The organism is Bradyrhizobium sp. 199, assembly GCF_023073355.1.
In the GTDB taxonomy this organism is placed as follows: domain Bacteria; phylum Pseudomonadota; class Alphaproteobacteria; order Rhizobiales; family Xanthobacteraceae; genus Bradyrhizobium.
In genome coordinates this window covers 25,542-39,594 of the sequence record NZ_JADPJI010000004.1, presented here as the reverse complement: position 1 = coordinate 39,594, position 14,053 = coordinate 25,542, and the positions used below count along the sequence as shown (strand labels likewise).

At 64.0% G+C, this 14,053-nt stretch carries 15 protein-coding genes; 8 read left to right on the top strand and 7 right to left on the bottom strand.

The genetic code is table 11. The features are described from left to right. Positions 1–2: 2 nt before the first annotated feature. Positions 3–407, bottom strand: a complete 405-nt coding sequence (sdhD, locus tag IVB28_RS07325) for a succinate dehydrogenase, hydrophobic membrane anchor protein (protein WP_247525406.1) — start codon at positions 405–407, stop codon at positions 3–5. Further along, positions 404–802, bottom strand: a complete 399-nt coding sequence (gene sdhC, locus IVB28_RS07320) for a succinate dehydrogenase, cytochrome b556 subunit (protein ID WP_247525405.1) — start codon at positions 800–802, stop codon at positions 404–406. The genes sdhD and sdhC overlap by 4 nt, the downstream gene beginning before the upstream one ends. A gap of 503 nt (positions 803–1,305) precedes the next feature. Between sdhC and IVB28_RS07315 the strand changes: the two genes are divergently transcribed. Then, the gene (locus IVB28_RS07315; RefSeq protein WP_247525404.1) at positions 1,306–2,166 is read left to right on the top strand and encodes a sulfite exporter TauE/SafE family protein; all 861 of its coding nucleotides are present in this window, start codon (positions 1,306–1,308) and stop codon (positions 2,164–2,166) included. A gap of 116 nt (positions 2,167–2,282) precedes the next feature. Here the strand turns inward: IVB28_RS07315 and IVB28_RS07310 are convergent, their stop codons facing one another. Further along, on the bottom strand, positions 2,283–3,812 hold the full coding sequence (locus IVB28_RS07310; RefSeq protein ID WP_247525403.1) for a malonyl-CoA synthase: 1,530 nt from the start codon (positions 3,810–3,812) through the stop codon (positions 2,283–2,285). Positions 3,813–3,927: 115 nt separating this feature from the next. Between IVB28_RS07310 and IVB28_RS07305 the strand changes: the two genes are divergently transcribed. From IVB28_RS07305 to IVB28_RS07290, 4 genes are all read left to right on the top strand, one after another. After that, a complete protein-coding gene (locus IVB28_RS07305; RefSeq protein ID WP_247525402.1) occupies positions 3,928–4,689 on the top strand; it encodes an SDR family NAD(P)-dependent oxidoreductase in 762 nt (253 codons plus the stop codon). Positions 4,690–5,011: 322 nt separating this feature from the next. Beyond that, complete coding sequence (locus IVB28_RS07300; protein WP_247525401.1) at positions 5,012–5,566, top strand: fasciclin domain-containing protein; 555 nt, start codon at positions 5,012–5,014, stop codon at positions 5,564–5,566. Between the two features lie 179 nt (positions 5,567–5,745). After that, on the top strand, positions 5,746–6,375 hold the full coding sequence (locus IVB28_RS07295; RefSeq protein ID WP_247525400.1) for a cytochrome b/b6 domain-containing protein: 630 nt from the start codon (positions 5,746–5,748) through the stop codon (positions 6,373–6,375). A gap of 10 nt (positions 6,376–6,385) precedes the next feature. Beyond that, complete coding sequence (locus IVB28_RS07290; protein ID WP_247525399.1) at positions 6,386–7,168, top strand: molybdopterin-binding protein; 783 nt, start codon at positions 6,386–6,388, stop codon at positions 7,166–7,168. Positions 7,169–7,177: 9 nt separating this feature from the next. Here IVB28_RS07290 and IVB28_RS07285 read toward each other — a convergent pair whose 3' ends face one another. Further along, positions 7,178–8,377, bottom strand: a complete 1,200-nt coding sequence (locus IVB28_RS07285; protein ID WP_247525398.1) for a YbfB/YjiJ family MFS transporter — start codon at positions 8,375–8,377, stop codon at positions 7,178–7,180. A gap of 132 nt (positions 8,378–8,509) precedes the next feature. Between IVB28_RS07285 and leuB the strand changes: the two genes are divergently transcribed. Then, positions 8,510–9,622, top strand: a complete 1,113-nt coding sequence (gene leuB, locus IVB28_RS07280; RefSeq protein ID WP_247525397.1) for a 3-isopropylmalate dehydrogenase — start codon at positions 8,510–8,512, stop codon at positions 9,620–9,622. Positions 9,623–9,778: 156 nt separating this feature from the next. Here leuB and IVB28_RS07275 read toward each other — a convergent pair whose 3' ends face one another. Both IVB28_RS07275 and IVB28_RS07270 read right to left on the bottom strand, forming a co-directional pair. After that, positions 9,779–10,165, bottom strand: coding sequence for a hypothetical protein (locus IVB28_RS07275; RefSeq protein ID WP_247525396.1), 387 nt, complete (start codon positions 10,163–10,165; stop codon positions 9,779–9,781). 156 nt (positions 10,166–10,321) lie between these two features. After that, positions 10,322–11,110, bottom strand: a complete 789-nt coding sequence (locus tag IVB28_RS07270; protein ID WP_247525395.1) for a hypothetical protein — start codon at positions 11,108–11,110, stop codon at positions 10,322–10,324. 116 nt (positions 11,111–11,226) lie between these two features. Between IVB28_RS07270 and IVB28_RS07265 the strand changes: the two genes are divergently transcribed. After that, on the top strand, positions 11,227–12,261 hold the full coding sequence (locus IVB28_RS07265) for an aspartate-semialdehyde dehydrogenase (protein WP_247525394.1): 1,035 nt from the start codon (positions 11,227–11,229) through the stop codon (positions 12,259–12,261). Positions 12,262–12,395: 134 nt separating this feature from the next. Here the strand turns inward: IVB28_RS07265 and IVB28_RS07260 are convergent, their stop codons facing one another. After that, on the bottom strand, positions 12,396–13,040 hold the full coding sequence (locus IVB28_RS07260) for a carbonic anhydrase (RefSeq protein WP_247525393.1): 645 nt from the start codon (positions 13,038–13,040) through the stop codon (positions 12,396–12,398). Positions 13,041–13,151: 111 nt separating this feature from the next. Here IVB28_RS07260 and IVB28_RS07255 point away from each other — a divergent pair, with 111 nt between their 5' ends. Continuing rightward, a complete protein-coding gene (locus IVB28_RS07255) occupies positions 13,152–14,033 on the top strand; it encodes a CoA ester lyase (RefSeq protein ID WP_247525392.1) in 882 nt (293 codons plus the stop codon). Positions 14,034–14,053: the final 20 nt, after the last annotated feature.

Genomic DNA, 14,053 nt, shown 5'->3' with positions numbered 1-14,053 from the left:
GGTTACACTCCGGATGCCAGTTTCAAGATCGCGTAGGTCGAGGCGAGTGCCACGGCGAACGAGAAGAAGTTGTTGAGCATGACCGCGGTGAGCTTCAGCTTCTCGTTATGGACGTAGTCCTCGATCACCACCTGCATGCCGATCTTCATGTGCCAGGCGCTGGCGAGGATGAAGAGCAGCAGGATCACTGCAACGGGAATGGAGCTCAGTGTCTGCGCAGCGTAGACCTGGTTGCGGCCGAGCAGCATCATGATGATCACCAGTCCCGGAATCATCAGCAGCGTCAAGGCGACGCCGGTGATGCGCTGGCGCCAGAAATCGGACGTGCCGGAATGCGCGGCGCCGAGATTGCGGACGCGGCCGAGCGGGGTGCGCATGCTGCGCTTGGGCGTATCGGCCGCGCTCATCGTCCGCCTCCCATCGCATAGGCGACGATCCAGACCAGCACCGTCAACGCGATGCCGCCGATCAGGGCGGCCCAGGTCAGTGCCTCCCGCTCATTGGGCTTGAACCCGTAGCCGAGATCCCAGACGAAATGCCGGATGCCGCTCAGCATATGGTGCATCAGCGCCCAGGTGTAGCCGAACACGATCAGCCGGCCGATGATGCTGCCGGCGAAGGCCTGGACGTGGGCATAGGCAGCCGGTCCGGAGGCGGCGGCAACCAGCCACCAGACCAGCAGCAGGGTTCCGACATAGAGGGCGATACCGGTGGCGCGATGGACGATGGACAGGACCATCGTCAGCGTCCAGCGGTACACCTGGATGTGTGGCGAGAGCGGTCGTTCGATCCGTGCGGTCATGGGCTTTGATGTTGTCTGGCGGCCCAGCAGGGGGCGCGCGGGGATCGGAAAGGTCGGCTCTATTTACGGAGTCGATTTCGCTCGCGCAATCACCAATTCGCCATAAATCGAACGCTGGTTCAGCTCTAGGTCCTTGACGAAGCAAGGCCAATCAGAGGCTTGGTATACCAGACCGTAGGTCCGCCAACGAACAGGTGAATTTTGTTTCATTCTTTTGGGGCTCAAAGCCACATTGAAATTACTATTGGAACGCCTCTAGGCGAACTCGCTCGCGCGGCGCCCGCGCCCGAGCTCATGACGCCGCAAGCGGCCGAACCAATCCCAGAACCGTCGCCAATTCCGCCATGCGCACTGATTTTCCGCGCGACGGCGGATATGCGCCACCTGCATCCCACCCAAGACGCGTCGCGCGCTCTGTCGACCCGCCAAGACAGATCTCCTACAGCTGGATCTGCAGCCGAATCCGAGCCGACTTTTCGGAGGTGCTGCGCGGAGCGGGCCGGGTGATTGCGGGTCTTGAAATCAAGGAGATCATCGAGCTCGCGCTGTTGCTGATCGCAACGGGCGCGCTCTCGGGATTTCTGGCCGGCGTGTTCGGCATCGGCGGCGGCGCGATTCTGGTGCCGGTGCTCTACGAATGTTTCCGTATCGTGGGCGTGCCCCTGGAGGTGCGGATGCCGCTCTGCATCGGCACCTCTCTTGCCATCATCATCCCGACCTCGCTTCGCTCGTTCCAGGCGCACTACCGGCGCGGCGCGGTCGACATGGCGATCCTCCGCCTGTGGTGGCTGCCGATCGTGCTCGGCGTCATCGCCGGCAGCGTGGTGGCACGCTACGCGCCGGAGCGGCTGTTCAAGATCGTCTTCGTCGGTGTCGCCTACGCCGCTGCGGCGCGGCTGATCTTCGCGCGCGAGACCTGGAAGCTAGGCGGTGACATGCCGAAGGGACTGTTGATGCGCGTCTACGGCTTCTGCGTCGGCATCCTCTCGACCTTGATGGGCATCGGCGGCGGCCTGTTCTCGAACCTGCTGATGACGTTCTACGGCCGTCCTATCCACCAGGCGGTGGCGACCTCGTCGGCGCTGGCAGTGCTGATCTCGATCCCCGGCGCGCTCGGCTACATCTATGCCGGCTGGCCGGCGGCGGCGACCTATCCCGCCGTCGCCGCGCTGCAGATCCCGTTCGCGCTCGGCTACGTCTCGCTGATCGGCGCGGTGCTGGTGATGCCGATGAGCCTCGTCACCGCGCCGCTGGGCGTGAGAGCCGCGCATGCGATGTCGAAGCGCACGCTTGAGGTGGCGTTCGGGTGCTACCTGTTCATTGTTGGCAGCCGGTTCGCGATGAGCCTGTTGGGCGGGCAATAGCCGCCACACACTCCGCCATTGCGCGCGCAGCGAAGCAATCCAGTCCGTCTCCGCGGAAAATTCTGGATCGCTTCGTCGCAAGAACTCCTCGCATGACGCGGCGAGAGCGAGCCCCCTCATTTCTTCGCGTAAATATCCTTGTACGTATCCCGCAGCACGTTCTTCTGCACCTTGCCCATGGTGTTGCGCGGCAGCTCGTCGACGACGAAGACGCGTTTGGGCATCTTGAATTTTGCCAGACGGCCGTCGAGTGCCTTCAGCACTCCGGCTTCGGTGACATCCGCCCCCTTGTTGCAGACCAGGACGGCCGTGACCCCTTCGCCGAAATCGGCATGCGGTACGCCGATCACGGCGGATTCGATCACACCGGGCATGGCGTCGATCTCGCTCTCGATTTCCTTCGGGTAGACGTTGAAGCCACCGGAGATGACGAGGTCCTTGCCGCGGCCGAGGATGTGGATGTAGCCCTTGGCGTCGATCTTGCCGAGGTCGCCGGTGATGAAGAAGCCGTCGTCGCGGAATTCCGCCTTGGTCTTCTCCGGCATGCGCCAGTAGCCCTTGAAGACGTTCGGGCCTTTCACCTCGATCATGCCGATCTCTTCGCGCGGCAGCTCTTTCCCCGTCTCAGGTTCGGTCACGCGCACGGAGACGCCGGGCAGCGGAAAGCCGACCGCGCCGGGGACGCGCTCGCCGTCGTAAGGGTTCGAGGTGTTCATGTTGGTTTCCGTCATGCCGTAGCGCTCGAGCACGGCATGCCCCGTGCGCGCCGACCATTCGCGATGGGTCTCGGCCAGCAGCGGCGCCGAGCCCGAGATGAACAGCCGCATGTGCTTCGTGCTGTCGCGCGACAGTGCGGAATTTTGCAGAAGTCGCGTGTAGAAGGTCGGCACGCCCATCAGCACGGTGGCGCGCGCCATCAGCTTGATGATCAGATCGGGATCGAGCTTCGGCAGGAAGATCATCGACGCGCGTGCGAACAGCGTCACGTTGGTCGCCACGAACAGGCCGTGGGTGTGATAGATCGGCAGTGCGTGAATCAGCACGTCCTTGTCGGTGAAGCGCCAGTAGCCGACCAGCGAGAGCGAGTTCGACGCGAGATTGTCGTGGCTGAGCATCGCGCCCTTGGAACGGCCTGTGGTGCCCGAGGTGTAGAGGATCGCGGCGAGATCGTCGTTTGCCCGCGAGATGGTCGCAAACTCGCTGCTCGCCTTGTCGGCGGCGTCCGTCAGCGAGCCTTTGCCGTCAGGCCCGAGCGTCTCGACCTTGGCCTTCACCTTGGCGGCGATCGGGGCGAGCCCTTCCGCCTTGGAAGGATCGCAGACCACCAGCGACGGCTCGGCATCCCCGATGAAATAGTCGAGCTCGTTCAGCGTATAGGCGGTGTTCAGCGGTAAATAGACCGCGCCGGCCCGCACCGTGCCGAGATACAGCACGATGTTGGCGACGGATTTTTCGACCTGCACCGCGACGCGGTCGCCCGGCTTCACGCCGCGCGCGACCAGCACATTCGCCATTTGTCCCGCGCGCGCGATCAAATCGCCATAGCTGATATGGGCGCCGTCATGCGTCTCGATCGCGAGGCGTTTGGGATCGTCCAGGCCGTCGAACAGGCGGGAAAACAAATTGGCGTTGGCAGCTGGGTTCATGCAAGATTTCCTCGACCGTAGGGACTTGTACGACAAGTCTTGTTAGACAAGGCCGGTCAAAACCGAGGGCTGGATTAGCAAAAACCGCCCCGCTGAAGCAACGGAGACAGTTTGCATGACCAAGAACGGGAAACGCGTGGCCTGGGTCACGGGTGGTGGCAGCGGCATCGGGGAGGCTGGCGCCGAGGCGCTAGCTGCCGACGGCTGGACGGTGGTGGTGTCCGGCCGGCGCCAGCCAGCTCTTGACGCTGTGGTGGCGAAGATCACCAAAACGGGCGGGGCGGCCGAGGCGATTGCGCTGGATGTGTCCAACGCCGCCGCGGCCCAGAAAGCGGCCGATCAGATCGTCACCAAGCACGGCCGCATCGACCTCCTGGTCAACAATGCCGGCATCAATGTCCCCAAGCGCAGCTGGAAGGACATGGAACTGGAGGGCTGGGACAGACTGGTCCAGGTCAATCTCAACGGCGTGCTCTATTGCATGCGCGCGGTTCTGCCGACGATGCGCAAGCAGCAGGATGGCGCGATCATCAACGTCTCGTCATGGGCCGGCCGCCACGTCTCGAAGATGCCGGGCCCGGCCTACACTACCACCAAGCATGCGGTGCTGGCATTGACCCACTCCTTCAACATGGACGAATGCGTCAACGGCCTGCGCGCCTGCTGCCTGATGCCGGGCGAGGTGGCGACGCCGATCCTGAAGCTGCGCCCGGTGGTGCCGAGCGAGGACGAGCAAGCCAGGATGCTGCAATCCGAAGATCTCGGTCGTACCATCGCGTTCATAGCGAGCATGCCGGCGCGTGTTTGCATCAACGAAGTGCTGATCAGCCCGACGCATAATCGCGGGTTCATTCAAACACCGAACAATAGGGACTAGTAGTTCGTCATTGCGAGCGAAGCGAAGCAATCCAGAAAAGTATCCGTGCAAACAGCCTGGATTGCTTCGTCGCTTCCGCCTTCGCTCTGCGAGCTTCGGCGGGCAAGTCGCTCCTCGCGATGACGCGGTGGATGCACCCCACGAACACCCCCGCGGATAGTTTCACGCATCACGATAAATTATTTCCCGAAACCACTTCGCAAACCCTCCCGTAGTTCGGTGCAACGACGGCGCTGCTGCTTCACGCTCACAGGTCGCAGCCACTGTTGTTGCCAACTCAACGCCGGCAATCGCCGGTCACAATCCAATCGGGAGATTCTCCATGTCGAAGCGCATTACCTATCTCGCTGCCGCCGCCTTCAGCGCCCTGGCCATCACCGCGACCGTCGTCGCGCCAGTGAGCGCCGAGGAGAAGACCGTCATGGTCGGCGGCGCTGCGATGTTCCCGTCCAAGAACATCGTCCAGAACGCGGTCAACTCGAAGGACCACACCACGCTGGTCGCGGCCGTGAAGGCAGCGGGCCTGGTCCCGACCCTGGAAGGCAGGGGCCCGTTCACGGTGTTCGCGCCGACCAACGCCGCCTTCGGCAAGCTGCCGGCCGGCACCGTCGACACCCTGGTCAAGCCCGAGAACAAGGCCACGCTGACCAAGATCCTCACCTATCATGTCGTGCCCGGCAAGCTCGAGGCTTCCGACCTCACCGAGGGCAAGAAGCTGAAGACCGCCGAAGGCGAGGAGCTGACGGTCAAGAAGATGGACGGCAAGGTCTGGATCGTCGACGCCAAGGGCGGCACCTCGATGGTGACGATCTCCAACGTCAACCAGTCGAACGGTGTCATCCACGTGATCGATACCGTGCTGATGCCGGCGACGTAACCCCACGCGATCCTGTTTCATCCCCGACAGGGTGTTTCGACAAGGCGAGCCGGGGGTGCCCGGCTCGCTTTTTTGTGACCACAATAGCCTGACGGCATCGATTTGATCGCGAGTACGGCGTAACGAAGACGGACGGCCGGCGTATAATCCTGACACACGATCCCCAGGACGGAACCATCATGGCGAGCCTCACTGTCACCGACGAGCAGGTCAGGGCCAATCCGGCCAAAGTAATCCAGCCAGCCTGGGTCCGGGTCATGCATTGGGTCAATGCTCTTGCCATGATCCTGATGATCCTGTCGGGCTGGCAGATCTACAACGCCTCGCCGCTGTTCGGCTTCAGCTTTCCGCGCGAGTACACGCTCGGCGGCTGGCTCGGCGGCGGCCTGCTCTGGCATTTCGCGGCGATGTGGCTCTTGATGATCAACGGGCTCGCCTATCTCGTCACCGGCTTTGCCACCGGCCGCTTCGCCAAGAAACTGTTCCCGATCACCCCGTCAGGCGTGCTCCACGACGTCAGGGCTGCGCTGACCTTCAAGCTCGGCCATGCCGATCTCACCGTCTACAATTACGTCCAGCGCGTGCTCTATGCCGGCATCATCGTGGTCGGCGTCCTGATCGTGCTGTCAGGCCTTGGGATGTGGAAGCCGGTGCAGCTGCATTGGCTCGTCACACTGTTCGGCGACTATCCGACCGCGCGCTACATCCATTTCTTCTGCATGGCCGCGATCTGCGCGTTCCTGGTCGTTCACGTTCTGCTCGCGCTGCTGGTGCCGAAGAGCCTGCGCGCCATGATCATCGGTCGCTGAGGAGGACAACATGGCCAAGCGTACATTCCTGGTCCCCGGCGTCGACAAGCGGCTCCTGATCAAGGACTCCATCAAGACGATGCCTGATGTGACCCGCCGCCGCTTCATCGCGGGCGGCGCCAGTCTCGGGGCGCTGACGCTGCTCACCGGCTGCGACGTCGTCGATTCCTCTTCGGCCGAGGAGATGCTGAAGCAGGTCTCGAAATTCAACGACGCGGTGCAGGCCTTCATCTTCAATCCAGACGCGCTGGCGCCGACCTTTGCCGAAAGCGCGATCACGAAACCGTTCCCGTTCAACGCCTATTACGATCTCGACGATGCGCCCGACGTGAACGGCGCCGACTGGAAACTCGAGGTCCGCGGCCTTGTCGACAACAAGAAGTCCTGGACGCTGGATGAGCTCTACAAGCTGCCGCAGGTTACGCAGATCACGCGTCATATCTGCGTGGAAGGCTGGAGCGCGATCGGCAGCTGGACCGGCACGCCCCTGCGCGATTTCCTCAAGCTGGTCGGCGCCGATACGCGCGCGAAATATGTCTGGTTCCAGTGCGCCGACAAGGACGGCTACAATTCTCCCCTCGACATGCGCAGCGCGCTGCATCCACAGACGCAGATGACGTTCAAATACGCGGACGAAATCCTGCCGCGCGCCTACGGCTTCCCGATGAAGATCCGCGTGCCGACCAAGCTCGGCTTCAAGAACCCGAAATACGTGGTCTCGATGGAAGTCACCAACGACTACAAGGGCGGCTATTGGGAAGACCAGGGTTATAATTCGTTCAGTGGGAGCTAATCCGCTGCGCTACGGACGCGAGCCCTTCGGCCCCACCTTGCGCTGACACAGCGCCGCAACCGCCCCAAGCGCCAGCAGCGCCGCCGAGACATTCAGCGCGTAACTCAGGCTCCCGAGCGCGTCCGTGATCGCGCCGACCGCGATCGGCCCGAGCGTCTGGCCGACGCCGAACGAGATCGTCATCGCCGCGATCGCGGTCGGCCACACCTCGGGCGGATAGTTGAAGCGCACGAAGGCGGTGGTCGAGCCGACCACGGCGAAGAAGGCGACGCCGAACACCACCGCGGAGACCGCAAGCCACGCCGGCGAATGTCCAAGGATCGGCAGAGCCGCACCCAGCGCGTTGGTGCCGAGGATGATGGCGGTGGCAAGTCCGCCGCGATCGAGCGCCAGCACGCCGCGCCAGACCCAGGGCGTGACGAAGGCGCTCAGCCCGATCAGGCTCCAGAATGCCGCCTGCGCCGCGGCCCCGCCGCCGCCGTCGCGGACATAGGCGATCATGAAGGTCATGTAGGCGATGTAGCCGGCGCCGAACAGGAAGTAGCCGGCGAGATAGATCAGCACGGGCATAATCGCGAAGGCGGCGTGGCTGGCTTGCGAGAAACGGGCTCCGCTCTCGATGCGGACCAGGAACAGCGGCACGGTCATCACGACGGACAGCAGCGTCATCGCCCACCACACCACCCACCACGAGCCCGGGCCGAAATATTGCAGCGTGAACGGGGCGATCAGCCCTGATGAGAGAATGCCAACACCGGGGCCGGCATAGAACAGGCTGAGCAGGAAATTGCCCCGCTCCGGATGGGCCTGCGCGATGGAAGCGGCCAGCGCGCCGCCGGCGACGAAGCCGGCCGCCGCGCCGATGCCGAGCACCAGCCGGGCCAGGCTGAGCGCGACGAAATTGCCGGTCAGCGCGCACACCGCAAGCGCGGCGACACAGGCCAGCGTTCCGCCGCGGATCGCGGCCGACCAGCCGACGCGCTGGATCAGCCGGGACGCCACAAGGGCGCCCGCGAGATAGCCGACGGCATTGATGGTATTCATGAAACCGGCCGCCGAGTAGGACCAACCGAGGTCCTCCCGCATGTCCGGCAGCACCAGCGAATAGGCGAAGCGGCCGATACCGAGCCCGACCGTCGCGGCCAGCGACAGGGTCAGGATCAGCCGCGCGGGATGGGCATCGGGTGGAGGGCGGTCAGGTGCGTGCAAGGGGTACTCCGGCAGGTGCAGTGTGGCAGGCCCTGCCTGCCTTGCACAGCGGCGAGGCGGCAATGGTGTCTTGCCAAGCGCGCAACGTCGCTCTAGCACTCCGGCCGAAATTCGATCTCAGAGGAAACGACCATGGCGACGCACAAACTGCTGCTGCTTCCCGGCGACGGTATCGGCCCCGAGGTGATGGGCGAGGTGAAGCGGCTGATCGACTGGCTCAATTCGGCCGGGATCGCCAGGTTCGAGACGGATACCGGCCTCGTCGGCGGCTCCGCCTATGACGCGCACAAGGTGTCGATCTCCGAGGGCGACATGGCCAAGGCGCTCGCCGCCGACGCTATCATCTTCGGCGCGGTCGGCGGCCCGAAGTGGGATGCCGTTCCTTACGAGGTGCGTCCCGAAGCCGGCCTGCTGCGCCTGCGCAAGGATCTCGCTTTGTTCGCGAACCTGCGTCCCGCCGTGTGCTACCCGGCGCTGGCCGAGGCTTCGAGCCTGAAGCGCGAGGCGGTCGAGGGCCTCGACATCATGATCGTGCGCGAGCTCACCGGCGGTGTCTATTTCGGCGAGCCCAAGACCATCACCGATCTCGGCAACGGCCAGAAGCGCGCCGTCGACACCCAGGTCTACGACACCTACGAGATCGAGCGCATCGGCCGCGTCGCCTTCGAGCTTGCCAGGAAGCGCAAGAACAAGGTGACGTCGATGGAGAAGCGCAACGTCATGAAGTCGGGCGTGCTCTGGAACGAGGTGATGACCCAGGTCCATAAGCGCGAATATCCCGACGTCACGCTCGAGCACCAGCTCGCCGATTCCGGCGGCATGATGCTGGTGAAATGGCCCAAGCAGTTCGACGTCATCGTCACCGACAATCTGTTCGGCGACATGCTGTCCGACATCGCGGCGATGCTGACGGGATCGCTCGGCATGCTGCCCTCGGCCTCGCTCGGCGAGATCGACGTCAAGAGCAGGAAGCGCAAGGCGCTGTACGAGCCCGTGCACGGCTCGGCGCCCGATATCGCAGGCCAGGGCCTCGCAAATCCCATTGCGATGATCTCGTCGTTCGGCATGGCGCTGCGCTATTCCTTCGACATGGGCGCGCTGGCCGACAAGGTAGACGCCGCGATCGCCGCGGTGCTCGCCAGCGGCCTGCGCACCGCCGACATCAAGTCGGAAGGCACCACGGCGGTCTCGACCACGCAAATGGGCGAGGCGATCCTGAAGGAATTGCAGAAGCTGCACGCGTAACATGCGTGCCGTCATTCCGGGATGGTGCGTAGCACCAGACCCGGAATCTCGAGATTCCGGGTTCGGCTCTTCGAGCCGCCCCGGAATGACCGTGTGGCGCAAAACAAAAAGGCCGGGCGTGAGCCCGGCCCTTTTTCAACTCGAATTGTGGTCCGCTCAGTACAGCGGGAAAGTTTGCGGATAGCCGCCGACATCGTGCGGCGGCGAGAGCGGCTGGCGGTCGATCGGGCGGTTGAGATTCTCGCGGGCGAAGGACGGATAGCCCACGGCCGGCGGGAAGGCGTAGTCGGAGAACTTGCGGTCGCCCGGATTGACCTCGGTGCCGCCGTCGAGCCATGAGCGCTTGCTCACATAGATGCGGGTGCGACCCTGCTGATAGCTCGAATTGGGGCCGCTCGGGCCGTAATAGGGACGGCCGTTATCATAGCGCTGCTTCTTGGTTTCGGCCGAGGCGGGTGCCGCGAAGGCCGAGGACATGGCAATCACGGCGCCGGCCGCAAGCCACATCGCCAGTTTGTTCGCGGCAGAGAAATTCGAGCTCATCACGTCCCCTTCAGGCGGCAAGCCGCCAATCGATTTCATCCCCATACTAGCCCGGCCAAGGCGACCGCAACTAGGTCAATTGGGTCACACCAGCGCTGAATAATCGTGCGCGCGGGTCAAAGTTGCATGGATACAGCCACTTGGGCTTGATGCCGGTCAGAGCGTTCCGCGCAATTGTGCGTTCGCGGCGCCCAGCAGCCAGTCCGGCGAGCCCGCAAGGTCACAGCCGCGGCGCTTCAGCTCGGCACGGGCGAACAGGTCCGCCAGCTTCGGCTCGTTGCCCGAGGTCAGCAGTGTCAGCCGGTTCAGCGTGCAGGCGATCGCCGCGCGCCGGGCGGGCAGGGTGTCGCCCTGGCAGGAGAAGCCGGAGATCTGCAACGCTGGCTCCTCGCTGCGCTTGAGGTAGCCGAGGCATGCCCGCGCGCCCTCCATTGCAGCGACCGGCCGGAACAGGGCGACGGCGCCGAATTTGGTCTCGATCAGGCCGGCTTGCTCGAGCGGGGTGGCCGCGCCTAGTCCCATCTGGACGGCGAGGTCCTCCGTTGCCGGACGTGTGACGTCGAATTCGCCGCCCTCCCGGTAAATCTCGAGTTCGGCCAGCACCTGCTCTGCGGGGCCGGTCCAGCGCATGACGTCCCTGCGGCCGCCTTCAGGATGCCTGAGGATGGAGTAAGAGGCTGTTTTCTCTGATGAATCGAGTTTGCTAAGGGCGAAAGCCGGGCGCGAGCGGTCGGCCACGCTCCAGCCCGGTCTCGGCGCCGGCTCATCATCGCGCTGATCGGGCAGCTGGCCGAGCGCGGCAAGGCCGAGGATGCAAAGGAGGGCGAGCGTCCCCACATAAGCGAACAGGCGCGCCAGCGTGCCGACGACCTCGTCGGCGAAAGCTGCAAGCGCCAGATGGATCTGGGTGGGGCTAACGGCCGTGCTGGCCTCAGGCGACTGCATCCACGTCCCTAAAGCATGGTCCAACGTTGTCTTGAGGCCGGTTCTCGCATAGAAGCGCTGCTCTTCCTGTTTAAGCGTCAGCTTCAGGAACGGGCTTTTTCACCGGAGAGTGAACGATGGGTTACAAAGTCGCAGTCGTCGGCGCGACCGGCAATGTCGGACGGGAAATGCTCAGCATTCTGGATGAGCGCAAATTCCCCGCGGACGAGGTCGTGGCCCTGGCGTCACGCCGCAGCGTCGGCGTCGAGGTCTCCTATGGCGACCGCACCCTGAAGTGCAAGGCGCTCGAGCACTACGACTTCTCCGACGTCGACATCTGCCTGATGTCGGCGGGCGGCGAGGTGTCGAAGGAATGGTCGCCGAAGATCGGCGCCGCCGGCACGGTCGTGATCGACAATTCCTCGGCCTGGCGCATGGACCCGGACGTGCCGCTGATCGTGCCGGAAGTGAACGCCGCTGCGACCGAAGGCTTCAGGAAGAAGAACATCATCGCCAACCCGAACTGCTCGACCGCGCAGCTCGTGGTCGCGCTCAAGCCGCTGCACGACAAGGCGACCATCAAGCGCGTCGTGGTCTCGACCTATCAATCGGTGTCGGGCGCCGGCAAGGATGCGATGGACGAGTTGTTTTCGCAGACCAAGGCCGTCTACACCAACAGCGAGATCGTGAATAAGAAATTTCCCGCGCGCATCGCCTTCAACGTCATCCCCCAGATCGACGTCTTCATGGAGGACGGCTACACCAAGGAAGAGTGGAAGATGATGGCGGAGACCAAGAAGATCCTGGATCCCAAGATCAAGCTCTCCGCCACCTGCGTGCGCGTGCCGGTCTTCGTCGGCCACTCCGAGGCCGTCAACATCGAGTTCGAGACTCCGATCAGCGCGGACGAAGCCCGCAACATCCTGCGCACGGCGCCCGGCTGTCTCGTCATCGACAAGCAGGAGCCCGGCGGCTACGCCACGCCGTATGAAGCCGCCGGCGAGGACGCGACCTACATCAGCCGCATCCGCGAGGACGCGACGGTGGAGAACGGCCTCGTGCTGTGGTGCGTGTCCGACAACTTACGCAAGGGCGCCGCGCTCAACGCGATCCAGATCGCGGAAGTGCTGATCAACCGCAAGCTGATCAGCGCGAAGAAGCAGGCGGCGTAACACGAGCTGCCGTCGACCCGTAGGGCGGGCAAAGCGAAGCGTGCCCACCACCTGCGATTAATCGGGGAAGTATGGTGGGCACGGCGCGTCGCGCCTTGGCCCACCCTACGAATTCAAGCCGAGCCGAGACAGGCCTACGCTGCCTCGCGCGCGTTCCGAAATTCCTTCGCAACCTTGTCCAGCACGAACAGCGATCCCTCCGCGACGCCGAAATAGGCGCCGTGGGTCTGCATCTGGCCGCTCTCCACGGCCTTGCGCACGAACGGGAAGGTCATCAGGTTTTCGAGGCTGCGGAACACGGCGGCCTTCTCGATGCGCTCGACGAACTGCGCCATTGTTTCATGGTCGCGCTGCTCGACCACCTCACCCGGCTTGATGAACATCTGCATCCATTTGCCGATGAAGTCGCCCGGCGTGAGCGGCTCGATCTTGTCGACGAAGGCGCGGATGCCGCCGCATTGCGCGTGGCCGAGCACCACGATGTGCTTCACCTTCAGCACCGTGACGGCATATTCGAGTGCGGCCGAGACGCCATGCGCGTTCTCGTCGGGCTGATAGGTCGGCACCAGATTGGCGATGTTGCGGACCACGAACAGCTCGCCCGGGCCGACGTCGAAGATCACCTCGGGCGAGACACGGCTGTCGCAGCAGCCGATCACCATCACCGGGGGCGACTGCCCCTTCACCGAGAGTTCGCGGTAGCGGTTCTGCTCGGTCGGCAGCCGCTGGGTGGCGAAGGCCTTGTAGCCTTCCAGCAAATGCTCTGGGAATACGATCATGGCCTATGCCTAAACATATACCGTCGCGGCGAACAAGCCTTTCGAATAGGCAGGCCAGATGCTATCGCCTCCGGTCAAGAGCCGCCCAGGAAAACCGGAAGGAATGCTTGCATGACCCGCCCGCGCCGCAGCCATCTGTTCATGCCCGGCTCCAACCCGCGCGCACTGGACAAGGCGCGCAATCTTGCCGCCGACGGCCTGATCCTCGATCTCGAGGACTCCGTCGCCCCCGACGCCAAGGCGGTGGCACGCGACGGCATCGCCGCCGCGATTGCGGCCAAGGGTTTTGGCAAGCGCGAGATTTTGATCCGCACCAACGGCCTCGACACGCCCTGGTGGGCCGATGACGTCGCGATGGCCGCCAAGGCCTCACCGGACGGTATCCTGGTTCCAAAAGTTTCAAGCATTGAAGATCTCGACGCGATCGGCCGTCGCCTCGCCGAGCTTGGCGCGGCGCCGACCGTGAAGGTCTGGGCCATGATCGAGACCGCGCGCGCCGTGCTGCATGCCGAAGAGCTGGCCGCCGCCGGGCGTGATCCAGCAAGGCGCCTGTCGGGTTTCGTGTTCGGCCCGAACGACATCTCGCGTGAGACGCGGATCCGAATGCTGCCCGGCCGCGCCGCGATGATCCCGATGATCACGCATTGCATCCTGGCGACGCGCGCTCATAGCCTCGAAATTCTCGATGGCCCCTACAGCGACATCGCCAATCCTGATGGATTCGCCACCGAATGCGCGCAAGGCCGCGATCTCGGCTTCGACGGCAAGACGCTGATCCACCCCTCGCAGATCGACGCCTGCAACGCGATCTTCACGCCTCCCGAAGACGAAGTTGCGCGCGCGCGAAAGATCATCGCGGCGTTCGAACTGCCGGAAAACGCCTCGCGCGGGGCGATCCGCCTGGATGGCGCGATGGTCGAGCGGCTCCACGCCGACATGGCGCGGCGCACGATCGCCATCGCGGACGCGATTGCGGCGATGAGCAAGGGCTGAAGATCTTCAAGCGGCCGTTG